The organism is Caldicoprobacter faecalis (assembly GCF_900115765.1).
Lineage (GTDB): Bacteria > Bacillota > Clostridia > Caldicoprobacterales > Caldicoprobacteraceae > Caldicoprobacter > Caldicoprobacter oshimai.
In genome coordinates this window covers 1-23,833 of the sequence record NZ_FOXR01000032.1, presented here as the reverse complement: position 1 = coordinate 23,833, position 23,833 = coordinate 1, and the positions used below count along the sequence as shown (strand labels likewise).

The following is a 23,833-nucleotide window of genomic DNA, read 5'->3' as shown; positions in this document are numbered from 1 at the left end:
GGTATGTAGATGATGCGATAATGAAGGCAAAGAGCGTTTTAGAGTCTTGCAGAGAAAGGGACGAAAACCCCAGCAAGGTTATTTTTGGTGGCAGGGGTTTGTTTGAGAGGCTCAAGAAACGGCACATAAACGGGAAAGCATACGAGAGGTTAAAACAAGAGTGGCAAGAGAGAAGAAAAGGCAACCTCTACTCAAGAGATGACAGGAGCAAGAAAGGGAATCTCAACACAAGGATTGAGATATATGAAAATGGTGCTAGACTAAGAATCAACATAGGAGAAAGAAAGTATGCGTATGCAAGGATACAAGCGGGATGGAAAAAAGGGAAGAGCCGGGAGGGATTGCTGCAAGCAATCAGCACTTGTGGAGAGGCTTATTCGGTTGAGCTAAAGCTTAAGAACGGCAAGGTATATGCTTACTTTACGATTGAAGAAGACTTTCCAGAAGTTGTGGTAACGAAGGAAAATGGGGTCATAGGCATAGACATTAACGCATATCCGAATCACATAGCGTGGGCGGAAGCGGATGTGAATGGGCAGCTTGTAAGTTACGGGAAGATTCCGATGCCGCATCTTGCGAGCGGTAATTCAAACGAGAGGGAATATTTTAGATGGCAGTATGCCCACGAGGTAGTAAGGCTAGCAGAAGAAAAGAAAAAAGCAATAGTAATCGAGAGGTTGGATATAAGGGACAAAGGGAAGAGGGGGGACTTTTCTGGGAGGGAATCGAGGAGGATAAGACATAATTTCAGCTACAGGTCGCTTTTGGATAAAGTCAAGATTTTAGCACAGCGGAAGGGTATACAGGTTATAGAGGTTGATCCTGCATATACATCAGTGATAGGGCTTTTAAAATATACGCCGCAGTATATGATAAGCAAGGACGAAGCGGCGGCGTATGTGATAGCGAGGAGAGGGCTTGGACTAAAAGAGCAGATTCCGGATGGGTATATGGCAATTGTAGAGCATTTAGATGCTGGGGAATTAGAGGGATTGAAAGAGCATGTAAAGAAAACGGTTAAGAATAAACGGTTGAGGAAGAAACGTTTGAGAGAAATAGACAGGGTTAAAAAGTTTATACAAAGCCTTGGGAGTGAGCCAGGGGAGGAATCAAGGCCACTGGGTGGAACAAGTCTTGGTGCCTGTAGCGATAGCTATAAACTCTGGCGAGTTCTCAAGGTAGCGGTGGTGATGCCACTCTCTCCTGAGAGGGTATTAAGAGATGGCTCTGTCCTGAGGGGGGTATTATTCTCAGGGCAAGTGGGGAGACCCGGATAAGGGCGTGAGTTCCTGCTTCTTGGGGCAGGGGCTATGGTTGTCCCAAATACCGCCAGCTGGGGCTGGGACAACTTGAAAGGCGGTAAGAAATACCCCAGCCGTCTAAACTTGTGCAGTTTTGTACAGTTTAGATGACCAGGTAATCTTATGGATGACTGCATATTCTGTAGGATAGTGGATAAGCAAATACCTTCCAGGATAGTGTATGAGGATGACAGCATACTGGCTTTTCATGACATCGACCCTAAAGCGCCTGTACACGTGCTGGTAATACCCAAGCAGCACATCCCCTCCATCAATGAGGTGACCCAAGAGAACAGCCAGGTAATTGCCCACATATTTGCCACCATGCCTAAAATTGCGCAGCAATTGGGCATAAAGGACAGCGGATACAGGGTGGTGGTAAACTGCGGCAAGGATGCAGGGCAGGCGGTAAACCACCTGCATTATCATGTGCTGGGTGGCAGAAGCCTTACCTGGCCGCCGGGCTGATGCCCTCGATTTTTGTTTGTTGACACATGAGGGAAGTACGGGTTATAATAATTACAATACTACGCTCAACCCTTTTTGCGGGTGAGGGCAATTTGTGGATTTGAGGTGGCTGACCAGTCTGCGTGTTGCAGGCCAATAAGCTTACTGATAATTGTCTTGGCGGAGGGAGGGAGAAGGCATGGCGGAAGTTGAAGTCAGAGTTGGAGAGAACGAATCATTTGAGAGCGCTTTAAGGCGTTTTAAGCGTCAGTGTGCTCGTGCAGGGATTCTGGCTGAGCTGCGCAAGCGAGAGCACTACGAAAAGCCCAGCGTACGGCGCAAGAAGAAGTCTGAAGCTGCGCGCAGAAAGAAAAAGTATCGTTAATTAGGTTAGGTAGAAGATGAGGTTGTCCCTCCCTCATTTGGCAGGAAGAAAGCTGTGGAAACACAGACTATGGAATTGGCAGCGATGGAAAGAAGGTCCTTTTGACAGTAAGGGGTTATGGCAAAAGGGAGGAAACGAGTTGCAAATGTCTAAAGACCTGGTGCATCTGCACCAGGTCTTTTAGTATACAATATAATCTATTAATTAATATCCATTTATGTAAACAATTGATTAATATGTAATTATGTTATAATGATGAAAACTGGCGGAATATGTAGTATAATAAAATCAAGAGGACTAAACTACTTGGGCGAATAGTTTTGGGGGCAAAGCATACAATAAAGAGGGGGAGGGGGTTGTGAAGGGGAAGGACGTACACGGCTGGGTCGTTCTTATTATCGCTGTATTTGCGGTATGCCAGCTTGTGGCTTTTTTCGAGTTCAGGATGAAGAACATGATCCGACAGGGGGATTTTGTAACCGTGTCTATGGAGCCGCCAGATCTGACCAATAGGGGTGGTGCAGTAAAGGGCAGAGCCGATGATGGGTTCGTGGATGGTAACCTCATACAAGGCCAAGAAGGACAGGAAATACTTCTATTGAGTTTTAACATACGCCACGGGGTGGATCACAGGGGTAAAGAGAGCTTAAGGTCCATAATAGAAGAGATAAAGAATTCCAAGGCTCACATCATCGCACTTCAGGAAGTAGACTATTATATGCCACGTTCAGGTTTTAAGAATCAGGCACGTGAGATTGCATCAGCTTTAGGATTTCACTATGTGTACGGTGAAACCATAAATGTCCTGGGCATAAAATACGGTAACGCTATCATAAGCGCCTATCCCATTATAGAGCATCAAAATATCAAGCTGTATTCCAGTTCGCTGGAAAAGAGGGCGATTTTGAAAGCAAAAGTTAGCATAGATGGTGATATCTATCATATATTGAACGCGCATCTAGGGTTGAATCGAAAGGAGCGCCAGAGGCAGATAGAGGAGATCAATGCGATATTAGAGAATTTGGAGGGCAATGTCATTTTGATGGGAGATTTCAATGAACAACCATATATCCCTGGCAGCCAATTGATCAGCGACAAGCTGGTGGATACCGCCATCATCAAACAAAAGGAGCATCTGAACACTTATGCTTTTTACAGCGAACTTCCCAATACTCGTATCGACCGCATATATGTGAGCAGCAACATAGAGGTAATAGACCACTTTGTCATGCCCTCCAAAACGTCGGACCATTCCATGGTTTTTGCCTTGATTTTGCATAAAAAGAGCAAAAAAGCAGGAATTATTTGATCATTATAGAATTATTTTTTATGTTTTTTCTTTTGCTGACGGGGTAGGATTATAGAAAATGCAATATGATGTAAAGGGGTTTTGTTATGGTCAAACGTCGGGTTGTCCTGACCTTTTTGATTGTGGCTCTTTTGACGGCATGTATGTCGGCCTTGGCCGATGGCGGCAAAGTCTATGTGGTCCCCATACAGAGCGAGATAACGCCGGCTATGGCCGCGTTTGTTAAGAGACAGATTGAATTGGCCAATGCTGAAAACGCTGAGGGTATCTTGTTTTTGGTATCGACCTTGGGAGGAAGGGTGGATGCTGCATTTAATATAAAGGAAGCCATACTAAACTCTAAGATACCGACTGCGGTATATATTATTGATAGGGCTGAGTCTGCAGGGGCATTGATATCCATAGCTGCCGACACCATAATAATGGCGCCGGGCAGCCATATGGGGTCGGCAGAGCCCATACCGTACAGCGAAAAGAACGTGGCGGCCATAAGCGGTGAATTCAGGAGCACCGCCGAACTCAAAGGAAGGGACCCACAGATCGCTGCCGCTATGGTGGACAAATCCATAGCCATACCCGGCATAAAGGAAAAGGGCTCTTTGCTGGACCTGACAGCCGAAGAAGCTAGAAGATATGGATACGCCGATGCCATTGCCGATGATGTCAATGAAGCTCTTGCATACCTGGGGTGGGCAAATGCGCAGGTATACAGGGTGGAACCCGACTTCAAGGTGAGAGTAGCCCAATTCTTAACTCGTACTGATGTGGCATCCCTTCTATTGCTGATAGGGATGGTGGCTATCATCATCGAGGTCTTCGTCCCGGGGTTTGGAGTACCGGGTATCATCGGCATCATATGCTTTGGGCTGTACTTTGGTGGTAATTTTCTGGCGGGGTACACCGAATGGTGGGCCATAATGCTGTTTATAATTGGGCTGGTCCTGCTGGCCATTGAGATAGCCGTTCCTGGATTTGGCATATTTGGAATAACCGGGATTATTGCCATTTTGGCGGGACTGGTGTTTTCGGCTTCAGATCCTGCGAAGGGCATGATATCGGTAGGGATAGCCTTATTGGCTGCGCTTATGGCTGTACCCATACTGTATAAATTCTTTGGTGGGCCTCAGCTGCTGAGAAAGCTGGTTCTGACCGAGCAGGTAGTAGCAGTGGATAGCAATCAGCCCACACAGCAGCCGCAGACTGCGCAGCTAATAGGAAAGAGCGGTACCGTGATAACGGCTTTAAGGCCGGCTGGTACCGTGGAGATCGACGGAGTCAAATACGATGTGGTGTCAGATGGTGAATATATTTTGCCGGGAGAAAAGATAAAGGTGGTAGAGGCTGCGGGTTCAAAAATTGTTGTCACCAGGCTTTAGGGCGCTGTTTTAGCGAGCCGTAAGGCCTGAGGAAAATAAAAGAAGGAGATGATGAATATGCCCGAGACAATTTTGTTCATAATGATGTTGGTCATTGTAGCCATAATTGTGCTGGCCATAATCCTGACTTTTGTGCCGTTGGGATTGTGGATTTCAGCGCTGGCAGCCGGGGTCAAGATAGGGATATTCAACTTGATAGGTATGCGGCTGAGGAGGGTGATTCCATCCAGGATAATCAACCCCCTCATAAAGGCCACCAAGGCGGGCCTGGATATCAGCGTTGACAAGCTTGAAGCCCATTACCTTGCAGGAGGGAATGTGGACAGGGTAATAAACGCCCTGATTGCAGCTCAAAGGGCCAATATACCCTTGGAGTTTGAAAGGGCGGCTGCCATTGACCTGGCAGGGAGAGACGTGTTGCAGGCCGTTCAGATGAGCGTAAATCCCAAGGTAATAGAGACTCCAAAGGTATCAGCCGTGGCCAAGGACGGCATTGAGGTGATGGTAAAGGCGCGGGTTACCGTAAGGGCCAATATAGACAGGCTGGTTGGCGGTGCTGGGGAGGAGACCATACTGGCCAGGGTAGGCGAGGGTATTGTGACCACCGTTGGCTCAGCCGAAAGCCACAAGGAAGTGCTGGAAAACCCTGACCGCATTTCTCAGACGGTGCTCAACAAGAGCCTGCATGCCGGGACGGCATTTGAGATACTTTCTATCGACATCGCCGACGTGGACGTGGGAAGGAATATAGGCGCCCAGCTTCAAATTGACCAGGCCGAGGCCGATAAGCGCATCGCCCAGGCCAAGGCCGAAGAGAGGCGTGCCATGGCCGTAGCCAAGGAACAGGAGATGCGCGCCGCTGTACAGGAAATGCGGGCCAAGGTAGTGGAGGCCGAGGCTGAAATTCCCAAGGCTATAGCCGCGGCCCTCAGGGAAGGAAAGCTGGGGGTTATGGATTATTATAACATGAAAAACATAATAGCCGATACGCAGATGAGGGATTCCATAGCCAGGATGGGAAGGGAAGACACTTCCAGCGAGGATAAGAAGTAGCGGCGGATGATGGCTGGGAGATGATGATAAATGCTGGATATAATTATACTGTTTATCGTTATCAGTATGGTAGTAGCAAATATATTGAAGCACGTGGGCAGTCCTGGACAGTGGCCAAAGCCTAATGCTTCCGGCAGGCCCGTAACGCCGAAGAACCCTGAGGTGCCAGGCCAGCCAGGGGATGGTCGGGGTATCTATCGGCAACCCGGCCATCGACAAGTGTGGATGTCCAGCGCCGAGGCCGAAAAGAATGTTTCCGCTGAGCGCAGTTCTGTGGCAAATGGCTACGCTGGGGAAGGCGAAGGCGTCCCAGATCCCTCTCTTGGGAGAATGGAGCAAGTGAGGTTGACGGATACGGCGCACGATGTTGAGGGCCCGAAATTAGAGGTTGTGTCGCCTGATGCTAAGCTTCCCATGATTTCGCTCAGCCGAAATGCTGTAATAAACGGCATTATAATGTCCGAACTGCTGCAGCCCCCCAAGGCCCTCAGGAGAAAATCGAGGTATTGAAATTCTATCTAAAACCTGGCTTTTAGATTTAACCGGTGGTAATGTGCTGCTGTAAAATTTCATAAAGAATTGAGCTTGGTAAAAGCTTGATAAAAGTGTAATGTTAGATCAGCCAGATATACCGTAATAGTGCCAAACGGCATGAAAAACTAGAATGTTCCATGCATTCTAGTTTTTCTTTTTTTTGCATATTATTTTGTATCAAGGGGGGGTTGCAGGTGCGAAAAAGAAAGCTCAACGAGGTAAAAACCGCCGTCTCTGAGATGTTTGAGCTTCCAAAGGACATAATGCTTAACCTGCCCAGAATCAGCATGATTGGCAACAACCAGATGCTGGTTGAAAACCATAGAGGGGTGATAGAATATACCCCTCAGAAAATACGCCTTAACTCAACCATTGGAGTGATCCGGGTTGAGGGGCAGGATATGGACCTAAAGAACATTGCGGCCGAAGATATCATGATAACCGGCGTGATAAAGCTGGTGGAATTTTAGATGCCGGGGTGAAAGGCGTTGCTGATTTTGAAGCTGTGGAACTATATCGTTGGCTATCTGGTCATAAAGGTAGATGGCCTGTCTCTCGAAAAGTTTATCAATTTGACTATAAGCAATGGAATCTTTCTGTGGGGGATAAAGCGTTCGGGCTATACCACCATGACCGCCTGTATAAGCATTAGCGGCTTTAAAAAGCTGAAAGGCATCGCTCGAAAGGTAAGGTGCAGGGTAAGGATAGTGGATAAAAGGGGATTGCCATTTTTGCTGGTTCGGCTCCGCCACAGAAAAATGCTGCTTGTGGGGTTGACGGCATTTTTAATTATATTGTACGTTCTCTCTTCGTTTATCTGGATAGTAGATGTGGAGGGGAACGTCAAAGTGCCGGAGGATAAGCTGCTTAATGCTCTGGCCAAATACGGTATCAGGCCGGGAGCCTTCAAAAAAGGGCTGGACATATCGGCAATTGAAAACCGGTTGGTCATAGATATGCCCGACATCTGGTGGGTCAGCATCCAACTTAAGGGTACCAGGGCTATAGTGAAGGTGGTGGAAGCGGCACAACCTCCTCCAATGGTAGATAAGGATACGCCGTGCAATATCGTGGCCAGCAAAGATGGGATTATCCATGAAATGGTGGTGCTTGAAGGCCAACCCATGGTAAAAGAAGGCGATACGGTGAAGAAAGGGCAGCTTCTGGTAAGCGGCGTGGTTGAGGACCCCGAAACCCTGGCAACCCGTTTTGTGCACGCCATGGCGCAGATTACCGCCCGCACGTGGTATGAAGGCGAGGCTGTCTGTTCCCTAGATGAAGGCCTCACGCGGCGGACAGGCAGAAAGGTGGTTCACAAGTTCATTGACATGGGCCGGTGGGTGGTGGAGTATCAAAAAGGGGATATACCTTTCAAGTACTACGAGGTGGAGGAGAAGAAGGTGCCTTTTTTTGGAGAAGGGCGATTCTTTCCCGTTACCATGATAGTGAGAGAGTATTATGAAGTTGAGAAGCTGTCGGCCAGCGCGTCGCTGCAGGACCTAAAAGAAATTGCGCAAAAAAAGGCCATGGAGGATGTAAATAAAAAAATCCCGTCTAACGCTAAAATTGTTGACAAACGGGTGAAATACGATATGATAGAAGGTAAGGAAATAAAAGCTACGGTATACGTCGAGGTATTGGAAAATATAGCGCAGGAACAAAAGATTACAGTTGAGTAGGAGGATTGTCTGATTGGAGAGCTTCAGAGTTGAAAAGACCATAGAAATTGATAGCATGGAAAAGTTGCGTGCACTTTTTGGCAACTTCGATGAAAATGTGGAGGTCATTGAGGAGGAAATAGGGGTAAGGATAGTGACCCTGGGTAAACCGCAGCAGGTGGAGATGGCTTATACGGTCATGACAAAGCTGCTTGGTATAATAAGCAGAGGGGAGGCTATCGACAAGGCTCAGGTCAGGTATGCCATACAGCTGGTGGCCGAGGGCCGTGAGGACCTCATAGAGGATATAGCCTCCGATGTGATATGTTTGACTTACAAGGGTAAGCAGGTCCGCTGCAAGACGCTTGGCCAAAAGCGCTATGTCACGGCCATTGCTCAGAATGACATCGTCTTTGGAATAGGCCCTGCGGGAACGGGTAAAACCTACCTGGCTATGGCCATGGCTGTAACGGCTTACAAGAGCCGGGAGGTGGGGCGCATCATATTGACCCGCCCTGCGGTGGAAGCAGGAGAGAAGCTGGGCTTTTTGCCGGGGGACCTGCAAAACAAGGTGGATCCCTACCTTAGGCCTTTGTACGATGCGCTGTATGACTTGATAGGGCTGGAAAACTATTTAAAGCTGGTCGAACGAGGGATTATTGAAGTGGCTCCCCTTGCCTATATGAGGGGGCGCACTCTGGAAGATTCATTCATCATACTGGATGAGGCCCAGAATACCACCTCCGAACAGATGAAGATGTTTTTGACGAGGATAGGCATAGGGTCCAAGGCTGTGATTACCGGTGACATCACACAGATAGATCTGCCGCGGGGTAAAAAGTCAGGCCTTGTGGAGGCCATACAGGTGTTGAAGGGCATAAAGGGGATAGAATTCGTGTTCTTGACGCAGCAGGACGTGGTGCGCCATGAGCTGGTGATGAAGATCGTTCAGGCCTATGAAAAGTTTTATTCAGGAAAAGGGGGATCGGAACAGGAGGATATCCGTGAATTTAATAGTAACAGGTAAAAACAGAGGGAAACGGGCCCCTTTGTTGGGTGTACAGCCTTTCAAGGGGGCCAATACAGAGCTGCTGTTGAAGGTTGTAATAGGGGTGCTGGCCTATGTCAGCGTGTTTGCCATCATGCTGGCCGCTGTTTCGCCCAAAAGGTACGATTTGAAGGTGGGGGATATCGCCACCGAATCCATCCGTGCCCCTCGAGATGTGGAGAACAAGATTGCCACACAGCGAAGGATCGAACAGGCCAAGCAGAGCGTTGCTCCAATATATAGATTGAATCAAGATGTGAAGGTGGAGACTGTTGAAGAGGTCAACAGGATATTTGAGGAGATAAGGATAGTCCGGGGCCTTGCCAACCAAAGGCTTAAAGAGTGGGAAGAGAAGCAGGGGGCAGCTCTGCCACAACAGCGGCCACCGGGAGGAGAGGCTGCGCGGGAAGCCCAGGTACAGCAAGACAATGAGGCCAGTCAAAGTAAGGGAACCGGGCAGAAAGATATATATGATGCTGCAAAAGGGGAGATAGATTATCAGCAGGTATTTGACAGGCAGTTTTTGGAACAGCTCAAAGGGCGCATAAGCGTTGAATTATCAAACGATGAGCTGCTTGCCTGCATCACAGCAGATGAGGCCGAAATTTCTCAGCTTCAGGAACGTTTGATTGAGATATTGATCAACTTGCTGGACTTAAAGATAAAAGAGGATAATCTGTTGGAAGCCAAAAATACGCTGAGGAACGAAGTGTTGACGCTGCCTATTTCTAGCGACCTGCGCCTTGTGGGTACTACTATTGGGTTGACCCTTCTTAAGCCCAATATGGTATATGACCATGAGGCAACAGAAGCCGAGAGACAAAAGGCGGCGCAAAATGTCGAAAAGGTGATTTACAAAAAGGGGCAGTACATCGTTCAGGATGGACAGCCGGTCACCGAGGAGCAGATTGCTATGCTCAAAGAGCTGGGGCTCCTCAAGGATGAGCTGTTTGATGTGCCGCTCGTGGTGGGGCTGGGGCTGTTAATACTGGTACTGGAGATTGCCGGAATGCTGTACATCCATTACTTTGAAAAAGAGCTTGCCGATCAGCCCCATATGTTTATCCTGATCAGCCTGGTGGTCTGTCTGACACTGGGAGTAAGTTACGGGATGTCGGTTGTAAACCAGTATCTTATGCCTGTTGCCATGTCTGCGCTGCTGCTTACCGTACTGATAAAGCCCAGGATTGCCTTTTTTGTGAACGTTCTCCTGGCCGTATTGGTAGGTATAATGACTCGGGGTCAGTTGGGAGTGGTGGTTGCAGGGCTGCTGGGAGGAATGACGGGAATATTCATAGCCCATCGGTCCCAGCAGAGGAATGGCCTGTTTTTGGCAGGGCTGGGAGCCAGTGCCACTAGCATGCTGAGCACAGCCGGGTATGAGCTGATTGTGTCGGGCAGCTGGTGGGCTGCTTTGCGTTCTTCCCTCTGGGGTGGTGGAAGCGGCGTGCTGGCCGCCGTCCTGGCGGTGGGGACGCTGCCCGTTTGGGAAAACGTGTTTGGCATCATAACTCCTATAAGGATGATAGAGCTTTCAAATCCCAACCACCCGCTGCTGAAGCGCCTGCTGAGAGAAGCGCCCGGAACCTATCACCACAGCATAATAGTGGCCAATCTGGCCGAAAGCGCAGCCCAGGCGGTGGGTGCAAATGGATTGCTGGCCAGGGTAGGCGCGTATTACCACGACGTAGGGAAGCTCAACAGGCCCTATTATTTTAGAGAAAATCAGCTGACCTCCGAGAATCCACATGATAAATTAAATCCTACCTTGAGTACCAACATCATCACATCCCACACCAAAGATGGGGTCAAGCTGGCTCAAAAGTACAGGATCCCAAAGGCGATTCAGGATTTTATACTGCAGCATCACGGCACCACGCCGGTAATATACTTTTATCACAAGGCGAAGAATAATAACAGGGATGTCAAGCTGGATGATTTTCGTTATACGGGGCCCAAGCCTCAAACCCCCGAAACGGCCATAGTGATGCTGGCCGACACCGTCGAGGCGGCAGTACGGACCCTGCCCGATCCCACTCCCGGGAAGATAGAGGGCTTGATACGCAAGCTCATAAAGGAAAAGCTGGAAGACGGGCAGCTGGACGAGTGCCACTTGACGCTGAAGGACCTGGATTCCATCGCGACGGCATTTAAAGACGTGCTATGCGGCATATTTCACGAACGCGTTGAGTATCCGGATGTAGATTTGAAAGAGGAGCGAGATGAAGGCGATGATGGTGGACATTAACAACTCACAGGATAAAATAGAGGTCGCGCCTGAGATCGAAAGGCTTATAGAGAGCTGTGTATCCGAAACCTTGAAAATGGAAGGGGTAGATATCCCTGTTGAAGTGAGCGTGCTGCTGGTGGACGACCAGCAAATCCATCAGCTTAACAGGCAGTACAGGGGAGTGGATGCCCCTACCGATGTGCTGTCGTTCCCCATGCTGGAGTTTGAGGACGGCGGGCAAGGCAGCAGGGATTTGCAGGCCGTGCTCAATGCAGCAAGGCATGATGGCCAGGCTGTGGTACTGGGGGATATAGTGCTGTCAGTGGAAAGGGCGCAGCGGCAAGCCCAGGAGTACGGGCACAGCTTTTTCAGAGAGGTGGGGTATCTGATAGTCCACGGCATGTTGCACCTTCTGGGATATGACCATGAGCAGGAGCAGCAGCGGCTTAGGATGCGCCAGAAGGAAGAAAAGGTCATGGAAATGCTGGGCCTTTCACGGGATGCACAAGGCCCGGAAGTAAGACCTTAAGCTGGCACTTTTATTGGGATGTGGGGATAGAGCGGGGATGAAATCCAGAAATATAATCGACAGCTTCAATAATGCCATAAAAGGCCTGATACACGGATTTAAGGCTGAACGAAACATAAAGATACATTTTGTCATTGCGCTGTTGGTGCTCATTGCCGCGGTTCTGGCTGACCTCTCCAAGCTAGAGGTTATTTTGCTGTTTATTACTATAGCCATGGTGATCGCGGCAGAGCTTTTCAACACGGCTATAGAGCGCATGATAGACATGGTACATCCCGACTATCACCCGTTAGCAGAAGCGGCCAAGAATATGGCGGCCGGAGCGGTGCTGGTGACTGCTGCGGGTGCCATGATGGTGGGCTATATCATATTTTACAACAGGATCAATTCGCTTTCGCTGTCGTTTGTGCGCAGAATCAGGAATGCCCCCATACACGTAACCGTCATCAGCCTCATAATAATAGTGCTTATCGTCATAATGCTGAAATCCTTCAATTTTAGAGGGAATTTTTTAAAGGGTGGCATGCCAAGCGGGCACAGCGCCCTGGCCTTTTCGCTGTTCACCTCCATAACCCTGCTGAGCAAAAGTGCCCTTATATCCACTCTTAGCATGTTGATGGCGCTGATGGTCATTCACAGCAGATATGAGGCCGGGATCCATACCCTGGCCGAAATAATAATAGGTGCTTTTTGGGTATGCTGCTTACCATAATAGTTTTTGAGCTATTCCAAATTGTGGCCTGATGGGAGGAAGATGATGATAGATGCTGATGTGCGCAGACTGATAGATGAAGCTTTAAAAGTGAAGGAGAGGGCGTATGTACCCTACTCGAATTTCAGGGTAGGTGCCGCCTTGCTGGCCGAAGATGGCTCTGTTTATACCGGATGTAACGTGGAGAACGCGAGCTATGGCGCCACCTGCTGCGCCGAAAGGGTGGCCATATTTTCGGCCGTAGCTGACGGGAAGCGCAGCTTCAAAGCCGTAGCGGTAGTATCGGATTACAAAGGCTTTACTTTCCCGTGTGGAATATGCCGCCAGGTGATGTTGGAATTCGACATTCCCACGGTGATTGTGGCCGATAGCAACGGGACATACAGAGAGTACACTCTGAAGGACCTTTTGCCAAACGGGTTTAAGAAGTTCGATATGCAAGAAGGAGAGTGATTGGCTGTTGTCTGAAGAGTTTCGTTCAGGGTTTGTCGCCATCGTGGGCAGGCCCAACGTGGGCAAGTCCACCCTTATGAATAGCATGGTGGGCGAGAAGATCGCCATAATTTCGGACAAGCCTCAAACCACCCGCAATCGCATACAGTGCGTGCTCACCCGGCCCAACTATCAGATCATCTTCATCGATACTCCGGGAATCCATAAGCCCAAAAACAGGCTGGGAGAGTACATGGTGCAGGTAGCCAGGAGCGCGCTGGAGGAAGTGGATGTCGTGCTGTTTATAGTCGATATATGGGAGGGCATAGGTAGCGGCGACAGGTTTATAGCCGAGGAACTGAGAAAGGTTAAGACGCCCGTCATCCTGGCAGCCAACAAGGTGGACAGGGTTGAATCGATTGAGGATGCGCGAAAGATGGCTGAAGACTTCTGCGAATGGGGCGATTTCAATGAAGTGATACTGGTCTCAGCCCTGGAGGGCACCAATCTGGATAGGCTGGAGAGCACCATCGCGTCTTATCTGCCTGAGGGGCCCAAATATTACCCGGATGACATGATCACTGACCAGCCCGAGCGGTTTATAGTGGCAGAACTTATCCGGGAAAAAGCGCTTGAGCTGCTGGAGGAAGAGGTGCCCCACGGTATAGGGGTTGAGATCACTTCCTTCAAAGAGCGCGAGGATAAAAATATTATAGATATATACGCTACGATATACTGTGAGAAGAAGAGCCACAAGGGTATAATAATCGGCAAAGGCGGTTCCATGCTGCGCGAGATAGGCACTCGGGCCAGGCACGATATCGAACGCTTGCTGGGTACACACGTGTACCTCGAGTTGTGGGTCAAGGTAAGGGAGAACTGGAGAAACAATGTCGTCGATTTAAAAAATTTAGGTTATGATTGACGCATTCGGATGATTTTACATGGAATATGGGTCAAGTATGGCGGAAACCCTAATAAATGTAATAAATACATTTACACAGACAGGGGGTTTATAGTTATGGTAGATTTATTATGGCGTCTGTTTGAAAAGACCGGCTCGGTTGGCAGTTATCTGCTTTATAAAGCCGTGCAGCGGGTTGAGGGGGAAAGCTATCTTGACCCATCGGTGAGCAGTTCAGGAGAGGAGAAAAAAGTCTACCAGGTTGGAAAGGAATAGGGAATCATGAATATTGTACGTACCGAAGGCGTGGTTTTGAGATATACAAATTTTAAAGAAGCCGATAGGATGCTCACAGTTTTTTCTCCAGATAGGGGTAAGATGCAGGTGCTGTCAAGGGGTTGCCGTAAGCCCAGCAGCCGGCTCCTGGCAGCCAGCCAGATCTTCTGCTACGCTGATTACGTATTTATAAAGTCAAAGGAAATCTATATCGCTACCCAGGCCGAGGTTAAGAATTCCTTTTACAATATTCGCAACGACGTAGAGAGGCTTGCGTATGGCACATATATTCTGAACCTGACCGAAGAGGCGGTGAATTACGAGGAAGGCAATTTCCGCCTCTTTTATATATTGTTGCATACCCTATCCTATCTGGCATATGGGGAGGTCAGCCCTGAGGATATAACCCATATATTCGAGCTTAAACTGATTGATGTGCTTGGCTATCGCCCGGTGCTCGATAGGTGCGTGGTATGCGGGGACAAGCCGGAAAGCAACCCTTTATTTTTTAGCGCTTCTCAGGGTGGAATTATATGTCCTCAATGCAATAACGACATAAAAGATGGATACACTATCCATAGGAGCACCCTTCAAACCATGAGGTATATACTGGATGTGGACATAAGGCGCCTGGGAGGATTGAAGTTTTCGCAGCTGGTAAGGGACGAACTGGACAGCATTTTGTCGTATTATTTGAGCCACAGGCTGGAGAAGACCATAAAGGCCAGGCAGTTTATAAACCAGCTAAAATGCGGCGGATGAGCACTCTGTATGTTCTTGTGGTGGTATATTGCGGCCAAAAAATTAAAAAGGATATTGACTAAAACGGGGAAATTGGTTAAGATAATGCAGGATAAAATGCAAACAGATGTGTTAAATCTATAAACCTAACAAATCAAGAGATGTATAAGGAAACGACTGATGCTTTACTCTGGCTTTGTTCACCAGCAAAGGTTATTATAAGAGATTGTTATGCAAAGATTGAAGAATCGACAACAATAAATTTCATACATAGAACAGGAGGAAAACAGATGAAGAAATACGTGTATCTTTTCAGCGAAGGCAATGCCAATATGAGGGATCTCTTGGGTGGTAAGGGTGCCAACCTTGCCGAAATGACAAACCTAGGTTTGCCTGTTCCGCCGGGATTCACTGTTACCACCGAAGCCTGTACCCGGTATTATCAGGACGGGCAAGTGATAGCCCCTGAGATCGAGGAACAGATATATGAGGCCATGGCAAAAGTGGAGAAAATAGTAGGCAAGAAATTTGGCGACATAAACAACCCCTTCCTTGTTTCGGTTCGTTCAGGTGCCCGCGTATCTATGCCTGGAATGATGGATACCATTTTGAACCTAGGGCTTAATGATGTGGCCGTGGAAGGGTTGGCCAAGCAGACCAACAACGAGAGGTTTGCATATGACAGCTACAGGCGATTCATTCAGATGTTTTCCGATGTGGTAATGGGCATAGACAAGAACAAGTTTGAAAAGATACTTGACGAAGTGAAGGAGAAAAAAGGAGTCAAGCACGACGTAGAGCTTACAGCAGAGGACCTCAAAGAGATCGTCAAGCGCTTCAAAGAGCTGTACAAGCAGGAGATGGGTGAGGAGTTTCCGCAGGATCCAAAGGTTCAGCTTCTGGAGGCCGTGAAGGCGGTATTCCGTTCTTGGAACAACCCCAGGGCCATCGTTTACAGGCGCATGAACGATATACCATCCGACTGGGGTACCGCTGTGAACGTGCAAGCAATGGTATTCGGTAACATGGGTAACGACTCTGGAACCGGGGTTGCTTTCACCAGGAACCCGGCAACCGGTGAAAAGAAGATATACGGCGAGTTCTTGATGAATGCCCAGGGAGAAGACGTTGTAGCCGGTATCAGGACACCTGAGCCGCTCGATAAGCTGAGAGAGACCATGCCCGAGATCTACAATCAATTCGTCGAAATCGCCGAAAAGCTGGAGAAACACTACAGAGACATGCAAGATATGGAGTTCACCATTGAGCGCGGCAAGCTGTACATGCTCCAGACGCGCAGCGGTAAGAGGACGGCTGCGGCTGCCCTGAAGATAGCGGTAGACATGGTGGCAGAAGGGCTCATCACCAAGGAAGAGGCTATTCTTAGGATTGATCCCAAACAGCTGGACGCGCTGCTGCATCCCACATTTGACCCAGAGGCTCTAAAGAAAGCCAAACCCATTGCAAAAGGGCTTCCCGCTTCGCCCGGTGCCGCCACAGGGCAGGTATACTTTACCGCTGAGGAGGCTGTGGAGGCAGCTAAACAAGGCAAGAAGGTCATACTTGTAAGGGCTGAGACCTCGCCGGAAGACATTGAGGGCATGTATGCCGCCCAGGGTATATTGACAGCGCGCGGCGGAATGACTTCCCATGCAGCTGTAGTGGCTCGCGGAATTGGTACCTGCTGCGTAGCAGGATGTGAACAGATCAGGATCAACGAAGAAGGCAAGTATTTCACCGTTGGTGACAGGGTGTTCAAAGAGGGTGATTACATCTCTTTGGATGGAAATACCGGTTATGTGTATGGGGAGGCGCTGCCAACTCAAGAGCCTTCTCTGACGGGAGATTTTGCTACCCTTATGGAATGGGCTGATCAGGTGAGAACCCTTAAAGTAAGGGCTAATGCCGATACTCCGAGAGATGCTGCTCAGGCATTGAAGCTGGGGGCCGAAGGAATTGGGCTGTGCCGTACTGAGCACATGTTCTTCGCCGAAGACAGGATTCCCGCTATGAGGGAGATGATCGTTGCTAGGACAGAGGAAGAGAGAAGAAAGGCCCTTGCAAAACTGCTACCCATGCAGAAGGGCGATTTCAAAGCCCTGTACGAGATAATGGAGGGCAAGCCGGTAACCATCAGGTTGCTGGATCCGCCACTGCATGAATTCCTGCCCCATGACGACGAAGATATCCGTGCCCTGGCAGAGCAGATGGGCATCACCTTTGAAGAGCTAAAGGCTACCGTGGTGAAGCTGCAGGAGTTCAACCCGATGCTGGGCCATCGTGGGTGCCGTCTGGCTGTAACATACCCTGAAATAGCTGAGATGCAGACCAGGGCCATTATGGAGGCTGCCATCGAAGTCATGCAGGAGAAAGGCAATACCATATTGCCAGAGATCATGATACCTCTGGTAGGCGAGGCCAAGGAGTTCAAATACGTAAAGGATGTAGTGGTCAGGACGGCTGAGCAGGTCATGAAGGAAAAAGGAGTAAAGATTGAGTATAAGGTCGGAACCATGATCGAGGTACCCAGAGCAGCTTTAACTGCAGACGAGATTGCAAAAGAAGCCGAGTTTTTCTCCTTTGGTACCAACGACCTGACGCAGATGACCTTTGGCTTCTCAAGAGACGATGCCGGCAAGTTCCTGGAAGAGTATTATAACAAGAACATCTTCGAGAGCGATCCGTTTGCCAGGCTGGACCAGGTAGGCGTGGGCAAGCTCATGAAGATGGCGGCTGAGCTGGGCAGATCTGCAAGGCCGGATATAAAGATGGGTATATGCGGTGAGCATGGCGGAGACCCGAGCTCGGTTGAGTTCTGCCATCGCATAGGGTTAGACTACGTCTCCTGCTCGCCCTACAGAGTACCCATTGCTCGACTGGCCGCCGCACAGGCAAAACTGAAGGAGAAGAAGTAAAGGCTGAAAATTAAAGAGCAAAAAAGCATGGGGTTTATCCCCATGCTTTTTTGTTGAATTTCGGTGAAAAACGTCGTATAAGGGAACACCGCATTCTAAAACGAAGTTTACTTTTAACGGATGCTGGCTACCGAATAATTTCTTCTGATTGTTAATTTAAGGAGGATATTGGGTATAAATGTGGTATATATAATATAGGAGATATAAAAATTTTGATTTTTTGAGAAGGATGTCGAGGCTTTATGATCATCAGGCAGCGGATTGAAGAGCTGGAAGAAAAGGTTCTTTCACCGTACGCTTGTCTCAGCAGTCGAACCAGGGGAAGGCGGTATCCACTGGAGAAGTGCCAGATACGTACCGAGTTTCAGCGAGACCGCGACAGGATACTGCACTGTAAATCCTTCCGCCGGTTGAAGCACAAAACCCAGGTATTTATAGCGCCCGAAGGCGATCATTACAGGACGCGGCTTACCCATACCCTGGAAGTGGCCCAGATTGCACGGACCATTTCTAGGGCTTTGAGGCTCAATGAAGACCTTACCGAGGCCATAGCGCTGGGGCACGACCTGGGGCATACTCCCTTCGGCCATATAGGCGAAAGGTTCCTGGACAGCGTGACCAGCACCGGCTTTAAGCACAACCTGCACAGCCTCAGGGTAGTGGATGTACTGGAGGGGCAGGAGGGGCTCAACCTCACATGGGAGGTAAGGGATGGAATTGTAAACCACACCATGTCGAGCAAGCCGCCGGCCACTCTTGAAGGGCAGGTTGTAAGGATAAGCGACCGCATTGCATATATAAACCACGATATAGATGATGCGCTGAGGGCCGGCATCATCACGATGGATGACCTGCCGAAGGATTGCATTGAAGTGTTGGGCAGGACCCATGGCGAGAGAATCAACACCATGATACTGGATGTAATTGAAAACAGCATGGACAGGCCGTCAATAAGCATGAGCGAAGAGGTAAGCCAGGCCACAAAAAAGCTGAGGTCTTTCATGTTTGAAAAGGTATACATGGGTTTTGTGGCCAAAAAACAGGAGGAGAAAGCCAGGTACGTACTTGAAAACCTGTATGACTATTTTATGAAGCACCCCGATGCTCTTCCCTCCGAGTATCGTTCACATCTAGAGGTATATGGCGTGGAGCAGGTGGTGTGCGACTATATAGCCGGCATGACTGATCGCTATGCCCTCAAGATGTTTTACAACCTGTTTATCCCCTCGGGATGTTAAAGATGGCGTATAAAATTCATGGCAAAAGCTGAGAATACTAAAGATAGAGCCTATGCCTTTGCAGGTTGAAGGCAAAAAAATAAAAAGTAAAGAAGGAATTTTGGTTTAAATGTCGAATATATGTACTTTATTTGAACGGTTTAAAACTCCTTAAAAAATTTTATAAAATTTAAAGAGGAAAATCAAGAGCTATGTCGAATATATTTTGGGTTAGGTGAAGAAAGAATGGGAACGTTCCTCCCGGATGAGTGGATTGATGAGGTGAGGGAGAGAAACGATATAGTAGATGTGATTTCCGAATATGTGCTTTTAAAACCCCAGGGGAAGGGTTTTTTTGGGCTGTGCCCTTTTCATGCTGAAAAAACTCCCTCATTCCACGTCAATCCCGAAAAGCAGCTTTACCACTGCTTTGGATGTGGTGCAGGGGGCAATGTCTTTACGTTTGTAATGGCCATGGAAAAGTTGGACTTTGTGGAAGCGGTTAAGTTTCTGGCAGAGAGAGCAGGTATGGCATTACCCCAGACCACAGAAGCGGAAGAGTTTATAAGGTCCAAAAGCAGGAGGGAGAGGATATATCAGATAAATCGTGAGGTTGCCAGATATTATCACAGAATGCTGTTTTCGCCTGAGGGAGGACAAGCGCTTTCCTACCTGAAATCCCGGGGTGTGGACTTAAATACCATCAGAAAATTCGGTATAGGCTATGCGCCAGAGGGCTGGGAAAACGCAAAGCAGCATTTGCTAGGCCTGGGATTTGAGGAGGAACTTCTCATCCAGTCAGGTATAGTGGTGTCCGGCAAGGGAAGGACCTACGACCGTTTTCGCAACCGGGTCATTTTCCCCATCATCAAGCCCAGGGGGCTGGTGGTGGGTTTTGGTGGGAGGGTGCTTGATGATTCGCTTCCCAAATATTTAAATTCGCCCGAGAGCCCTGTCTTTCACAAGAGCAGCACTCTGTTTGGTTTAAACCTTATCAGGGCAGGTTCTTCGCTGGACCACATGATCATAGCAGAGGGGTATATGGATGTGGTAACCCTCCACCAGTTTGGCTTCAAAAATGCGGTGGCATCGCTGGGAACGTCGCTAACGCAGCAGCAGGCAAAGCTTATAAGGCGGTATACCCAGCAGGTGTATATAGCTTATGATGGCGATGCCGCTGGACAGAAGGCTACTCTGAGGGGGCTTGACATACTCCAGGATGCAGGGCTAAGGGTGAAGGTGATTCTGTTTCCCGAAGGCATGGACCCTGATGAGGTCTTGAGGAAATACGGCGCCGAATTCTTTAAGAAGCTGATGGACAAGGCTGTGTCTCTGGTGGATTACAAGCTGGACAGGTTGCGCAGCCAGTATGACCTGGATACTCCCGAGGGACGGGCAAGATACGCCACAGAAGCTGCTAGAATATTGATACAGGTGCCCAACCTGCTTGAAAGGGATGTCCATATACAGCGCCTGGAGGCTCAGACAGGTTTTTCTTCCAGGCTTTTGTACCAGCAAATTGCCCAGCTGGAGGGTTCGGCGCAAAAGGAAGGTGTAAAAAGGCATTTGGTTGGTAATAATAGGTATGTCGACAAGATGGCTGCTGGCAGGGAGTCCATGCCTGGTCATATCAAGGCAGAGAGGTATCTGGTCAACTTGATGGCCAGCAGCGAGTGGTTGGCCAAAAAAATAGTAGGGAAGGTTGAGGAAGAGCATTTTGAGGAGCCGATAAACAGGCAAATTTATGGCATAGTTGTTAGTCTCCTTGAGTCAGGCAGGGAGGTCAGCGTTCCGCAGGTTCTAAGCTGTGTACAGGATCAGGATAAAATACAGCAAATGGTTGAAATATTTGAACAACCGATGGAGTACGATAATATTGATAAGTTTATTTCGGATTGTATAGAAGAGATAATGCATCGCCATTTAGAAAAGCGCAGGCAGGAGATAGTAAGGTTAATCAGGAAGATGGAACAGGAAGGAAAACAGGGGACCGATTCCTATAAGGCTCTGCTGAGCGAGATGGCTGTGTTGACCAAAAAGGTCAGAGCAAATCGACACGGAAAGGAGGGGATATTATGAAAAACGATGAAAACAAGCAAAAAAATGACAAGCTGAAAAAGATAAAAGAGCTGATTGAAAAGGGAAAGGAGAAGGGCGTTTTGACGTATAAGGAGATCATGGATGTGCTGGAAGACGTTGACTTGGACCCTGAGCAGATCGAAAAGATATACGATACTCTCGAATCCCTGGGTATAGATGTACTTGACGAAGATGCAGTACCTGAAGACATAAATCCTGAAGAAGACCTGGACCTTAGCCTTCCTGAAGGCGTTAGCATAGATGACCCCGTGAGGATGTACCTTAAAGAGATAGGAAAGGTGCCTCTGCTTACTGCAGAGGAGGAGATAGAGCTTGCCAAGAGGATGGAGCAGGGCGATGAAGAGGCAAAGAGAAGGCTCATAGAGGCCAATCTCCGCTTGGTGGTTAGCATTGCCAAGCGATATGTGGGGCGGGGTATGCTGTTCCTGGACCTTATACAGGAAGGCAACCTGGGCCTCATAAAGGCGGTAGAGAAGTTTGACTACAGGAAGGGTTATAAGTTCAGCACCTACGCTACCTGGTGGATCCGACAGGCCATAACCAGGGCTATAGCCGACCAGGCCAGGACCATAAGAATTCCAGTGCACATGGTAGAAACCATCAATAAGCTCATCAGGGTTTCTCGCCAACTGCTTCAGGAGTACGGTCGTGAACCTCAGCCTGAAGAGATTGCCCGGGAGATGGACATCTCAGAGGAAAAGGTGAGGGAAATTCTGAAAATAGCTCAGGAGCCCATTTCGCTTGAAACTCCGATAGGGGAAGAGGAAGATAGCCATCTGGGAGACTTCATACCCGACGAGGATGCCCCGGCTCCTGCGGAGGCAGCGGCCTATAACTTGCTCAAGGAGCAGCTCATGGAGGTGCTTGATACTTTAACGCCGAGGGAAGAAAAGGTCTTAAGGCTGCGGTTTGGCCTGGATGACGGCAGGGCGCGCACTTTGGAAGAAGTGGGAAGGGAGTTCAACGTCACGAGGGAGAGGATCCGCCAGATTGAAGCCAAGGCCTTGAGGAAGCTAAGGCACCCCAGCAGAAGCAAGAAGCTCAAGGATTTCTTAGACTAAGGATTCGGCATCTCTTAAAATAAAAGGAGGTGCTGAATCCTTCTTTATTTTAAGTGAGGGGTAAAATTAGAGAAATTGGGGAACGCAAGAGAACAGTAAATCCCCTTCAATTTATTAAGGGGAGGACGTCACGATAGATGAGGGGGTGGTACCCTTGGGCACATTCATGTCCAGAGTATAATATATATAAGATATAAGAACCAGCAAAGATCTGAGCAATCAAACCCATCGGAGAGCTTTGAAAATGTGCATTTTATTATATAGACAATACTGAGTAGAAGCCATAAGGGCTATAATGAGCAAGCAACATTAAATAAAACACTTCTAAAAACCACTCCTTAGAAAATGCGGAAGTTAAGATAGAACAATTACCGGGAGAAATTGAGAGAGCCTTTTCAGTCTTAATAATTGAAAGAGATAGCAATGGACGTAGAACCGGCGGACGTACATCTGTTTCTATTTCTACAACGGGAGATGTGACATTCGTATGTATTATTGATGAGTCATATCCTGAAGTTGCCGCTCAAGAGCCTAAATTAACGAAAGAAGAAGCTATTGCTGTTGCATACAAGAACTTATTGCAGGAATCTAAAGAGGTACTTGTCAATTACGATAAGAAAGAGGAACATCAAGTTGAAGCGTGCCTGGATGTTTGGAAAGGAAAGCTGATTTGGGATGTAAAAATAGAAGGTATAAAAGCAAGGTTGGGCGAATCAAACAACGATTTATATGATAAGAGTTTTCATTTCAAAATTGATGCTATAACCGGCGAGGTTTATTTTATGGGACAGAATAAATAAAACCAGAATATAAGTAAATGTTGGTGAAGGAATGGATGGGGAAAGATTTCAAGTTAAGCTGTGTGACAGCTGTAATAATCTTTGTGTGAGTGAATAGGAAAAATGTAGGAGGGATTTGGATATGTGTGCCCGACAAAGGGTGGAATGCCTCATAATTTTGCTATTGATGATTAGCCTAGTCTCTGGATGTTCATCAAAAGAAGAAGAAAGTGCCGATCTATTTGGTAAATATTACAAATTGCCAGATAAGATCATCGTCTACAATCACGGGAATAAAGAGGAGATCGACAAAGAGGACCAGCTTTACCATCAGATAATCCAGTTATTGAATCAAATGTTTGCAGACGTACAGCGTATAGGTATGACTAAAACCGCCATGGATGAATATAACGAAAAACAGGCAAAAGAGGTATTGGCATTGGAATTCATATATTCTGATACTTATAAATTCCATTATGAAGATTGGGGAAGAGAAATAAACAGAGAATATTGCAGGTTATTTATTCCCTTGGATAGAGTTTCAGATCCAATTGAAATATTTTTCGGGGATAATGAGAAATATTTTGGTGGTCCGATAGGGATGTTCGTAGAACCTACCCAGCTTATTGAGTTGATCAACTCTTCTTCCAAATAAAACTCCATCAAACCCCTTTGGCCAGAAAGAGGGCATGATATTATCATAGAATAACAACAATTGAGATTTTTTACCTATGTCAATAGTCTGTGAAAATGTCACCTCAAAAAGGATAATTTTATTCAGTAAAAATGTCAACTATGGGTTTTAAAAAATATTACAGAGATAATT

At 47.9% G+C, this 23,833-nt stretch carries 23 protein-coding genes; all 23 read left to right on the top strand.

The genetic code is table 11. The annotated features are described in order from the left end of the window. The coding region (locus BM241_RS10120; RefSeq protein WP_143094085.1) for an IS200/IS605 family accessory protein TnpB-related protein at positions 1-1,277 on the top strand (1,277 nt) is incomplete at its 5' end. 147 nt (positions 1,278-1,424) lie between these two features. Beyond that, positions 1,425-1,769 (top strand): histidine triad nucleotide-binding protein, encoded by a 345-nt coding sequence (locus BM241_RS10115; RefSeq protein ID WP_025747112.1) that lies wholly within the window; start codon positions 1,425-1,427, stop codon positions 1,767-1,769. 178 nt (positions 1,770-1,947) lie between these two features. Next, positions 1,948-2,133, top strand: a complete 186-nt coding sequence (rpsU, locus tag BM241_RS10110; RefSeq protein ID WP_092282688.1) for a 30S ribosomal protein S21 — start codon at positions 1,948-1,950, stop codon at positions 2,131-2,133. A 358-nt stretch (positions 2,134-2,491) separates the two neighbouring features. Next, positions 2,492-3,442, top strand: coding sequence for an endonuclease/exonuclease/phosphatase family protein (locus BM241_RS10105; RefSeq protein ID WP_092282687.1), 951 nt, complete (start codon positions 2,492-2,494; stop codon positions 3,440-3,442). An 86-nt stretch (positions 3,443-3,528) separates the two neighbouring features. Beyond that, positions 3,529-4,818 (top strand): NfeD family protein, encoded by a 1,290-nt coding sequence (locus BM241_RS10100; protein ID WP_025747109.1) that lies wholly within the window; start codon positions 3,529-3,531, stop codon positions 4,816-4,818. A gap of 51 nt (positions 4,819-4,869) precedes the next feature. Further along, positions 4,870-5,871, top strand: a complete 1,002-nt coding sequence (gene floA / locus BM241_RS10095) for a flotillin-like protein FloA (protein ID WP_035146047.1) — start codon at positions 4,870-4,872, stop codon at positions 5,869-5,871. Positions 5,872-5,901: 30 nt separating this feature from the next. Beyond that, positions 5,902-6,381, top strand: coding sequence for a hypothetical protein (locus BM241_RS10090; RefSeq protein ID WP_025747107.1), 480 nt, complete (start codon positions 5,902-5,904; stop codon positions 6,379-6,381). Positions 6,382-6,599: 218 nt separating this feature from the next. After that, positions 6,600-6,875, top strand: coding sequence for a sporulation protein YqfC (gene yqfC / locus BM241_RS10085; protein WP_025747106.1), 276 nt, complete (start codon positions 6,600-6,602; stop codon positions 6,873-6,875). Between the two features lie 18 nt (positions 6,876-6,893). Next, a complete protein-coding gene (yqfD, locus tag BM241_RS10080) occupies positions 6,894-8,084 on the top strand; it encodes a sporulation protein YqfD (protein WP_025747105.1) in 1,191 nt (396 codons plus the stop codon). Between the two features lie 55 nt (positions 8,085-8,139). Beyond that, on the top strand, positions 8,140-9,090 hold the full coding sequence (locus BM241_RS10075) for a PhoH family protein (protein ID WP_092282689.1): 951 nt from the start codon (positions 8,140-8,142) through the stop codon (positions 9,088-9,090). After that, the gene (locus BM241_RS10070) at positions 9,068-11,359 is read left to right on the top strand and encodes an HD family phosphohydrolase (protein ID WP_177206152.1); all 2,292 of its coding nucleotides are present in this window, start codon (positions 9,068-9,070) and stop codon (positions 11,357-11,359) included. The genes BM241_RS10075 and BM241_RS10070 overlap by 23 nt, the downstream gene beginning before the upstream one ends. Further along, a complete protein-coding gene (ybeY, locus tag BM241_RS10065) occupies positions 11,343-11,870 on the top strand; it encodes an rRNA maturation RNase YbeY (protein ID WP_025747102.1) in 528 nt (175 codons plus the stop codon). The genes BM241_RS10070 and ybeY overlap by 17 nt, the downstream gene beginning before the upstream one ends. A 37-nt stretch (positions 11,871-11,907) precedes the next feature. Next, positions 11,908-12,582, top strand: coding sequence for a diacylglycerol kinase (locus BM241_RS10060; protein WP_092282685.1), 675 nt, complete (start codon positions 11,908-11,910; stop codon positions 12,580-12,582). A gap of 42 nt (positions 12,583-12,624) precedes the next feature. After that, positions 12,625-13,035 (top strand): cytidine deaminase, encoded by a 411-nt coding sequence (locus BM241_RS10055; RefSeq protein ID WP_207637336.1) that lies wholly within the window; start codon positions 12,625-12,627, stop codon positions 13,033-13,035. Positions 13,036-13,042: 7 nt separating this feature from the next. Further along, positions 13,043-13,939, top strand: coding sequence for a GTPase Era (gene era, locus BM241_RS10050; RefSeq protein ID WP_025747099.1), 897 nt, complete (start codon positions 13,043-13,045; stop codon positions 13,937-13,939). A 96-nt stretch (positions 13,940-14,035) separates the two neighbouring features. Then, entirely contained in the window at positions 14,036-14,194 is a 159-nt protein-coding gene (locus BM241_RS12525) for a YqzL family protein (protein WP_169729718.1), read from the top strand. A 6-nt stretch (positions 14,195-14,200) separates the two neighbouring features. Further along, on the top strand, positions 14,201-14,956 hold the full coding sequence (recO, locus tag BM241_RS10040; protein ID WP_025747098.1) for a DNA repair protein RecO: 756 nt from the start codon (positions 14,201-14,203) through the stop codon (positions 14,954-14,956). Positions 14,957-15,225: 269 nt separating this feature from the next. After that, positions 15,226-17,850, top strand: a complete 2,625-nt coding sequence (ppdK, locus tag BM241_RS10035; RefSeq protein WP_025747097.1) for a pyruvate, phosphate dikinase — start codon at positions 15,226-15,228, stop codon at positions 17,848-17,850. Positions 17,851-18,092: 242 nt separating this feature from the next. Then, a complete protein-coding gene (locus BM241_RS10030; protein WP_092282684.1) occupies positions 18,093-19,088 on the top strand; it encodes a deoxyguanosinetriphosphate triphosphohydrolase in 996 nt (331 codons plus the stop codon). 225 nt (positions 19,089-19,313) lie between these two features. Further along, positions 19,314-21,146, top strand: coding sequence for a DNA primase (gene dnaG, locus BM241_RS10025; RefSeq protein ID WP_025747095.1), 1,833 nt, complete (start codon positions 19,314-19,316; stop codon positions 21,144-21,146). Further along, positions 21,143-22,228: an RNA polymerase sigma factor RpoD gene (gene rpoD, locus BM241_RS10020; protein WP_025747094.1), complete on the top strand. Its 1,086-nt coding sequence runs from the start codon at positions 21,143-21,145 to the stop codon at positions 22,226-22,228. Before dnaG ends, rpoD begins: the two co-directional genes overlap by 4 nt. 476 nt (positions 22,229-22,704) lie before the next feature. Further along, positions 22,705-23,028: a PepSY domain-containing protein gene (locus tag BM241_RS10015; RefSeq protein WP_025747093.1), complete on the top strand. Its 324-nt coding sequence runs from the start codon at positions 22,705-22,707 to the stop codon at positions 23,026-23,028. 121 nt (positions 23,029-23,149) lie between these two features. After that, positions 23,150-23,662 carry a hypothetical protein gene (locus BM241_RS10010; protein WP_025747092.1) on the top strand — a complete coding sequence of 171 codons (513 nt, stop codon included), beginning with the start codon at positions 23,150-23,152 and terminating at the stop codon, positions 23,660-23,662. Positions 23,663-23,833: the final 171 nt, after the last annotated feature.

Bases quoted from the DNA above. Each gene is read 5' to 3' on its own strand.
- floA (WP_035146047.1), top strand. From the start codon at position 4,870: ATGAATATGCCCGAGACAATTTTGTTCATAATGATGTTGGTCATTGTA.
- rpsU (WP_092282688.1), top strand. From the start codon at position 1,948: ATGGCGGAAGTTGAAGTCAGAGTTGGAGAGAACGAATCATTTGAGAGC.
- BM241_RS10010 (WP_025747092.1), top strand. From the start codon at position 23,150: ATGTGTGCCCGACAAAGGGTGGAATGCCTCATAATTTTGCTATTGATG.
- BM241_RS10055 (WP_207637336.1), top strand. From the start codon at position 12,625: ATGATGATAGATGCTGATGTGCGCAGACTGATAGATGAAGCTTTAAAA.
- BM241_RS12525 (WP_169729718.1), top strand. From the start codon at position 14,036: ATGGTAGATTTATTATGGCGTCTGTTTGAAAAGACCGGCTCGGTTGGC.
- BM241_RS10030 (WP_092282684.1), top strand. From the start codon at position 18,093: ATGATCATCAGGCAGCGGATTGAAGAGCTGGAAGAAAAGGTTCTTTCA.
- recO (WP_025747098.1), top strand. From the start codon at position 14,201: ATGAATATTGTACGTACCGAAGGCGTGGTTTTGAGATATACAAATTTT.
- BM241_RS10060 (WP_092282685.1), top strand. From the start codon at position 11,908: ATGAAATCCAGAAATATAATCGACAGCTTCAATAATGCCATAAAAGGC.
- BM241_RS10100 (WP_025747109.1), top strand. From the start codon at position 3,529: ATGGTCAAACGTCGGGTTGTCCTGACCTTTTTGATTGTGGCTCTTTTG.
- ppdK (WP_025747097.1), top strand. From the start codon at position 15,226: ATGAAGAAATACGTGTATCTTTTCAGCGAAGGCAATGCCAATATGAGG.
- BM241_RS10075 (WP_092282689.1), top strand. From the start codon at position 8,140: ATGGAAAAGTTGCGTGCACTTTTTGGCAACTTCGATGAAAATGTGGAG.
- dnaG (WP_025747095.1), top strand. From the start codon at position 19,314: ATGGGAACGTTCCTCCCGGATGAGTGGATTGATGAGGTGAGGGAGAGA.
- BM241_RS10090 (WP_025747107.1), top strand. From the start codon at position 5,902: ATGCTGGATATAATTATACTGTTTATCGTTATCAGTATGGTAGTAGCA.
- ybeY (WP_025747102.1), top strand. From the start codon at position 11,343: ATGATGGTGGACATTAACAACTCACAGGATAAAATAGAGGTCGCGCCT.
- rpoD (WP_025747094.1), top strand. From the start codon at position 21,143: ATGAAAAACGATGAAAACAAGCAAAAAAATGACAAGCTGAAAAAGATA.
- BM241_RS10115 (WP_025747112.1), top strand. From the start codon at position 1,425: ATGGATGACTGCATATTCTGTAGGATAGTGGATAAGCAAATACCTTCC.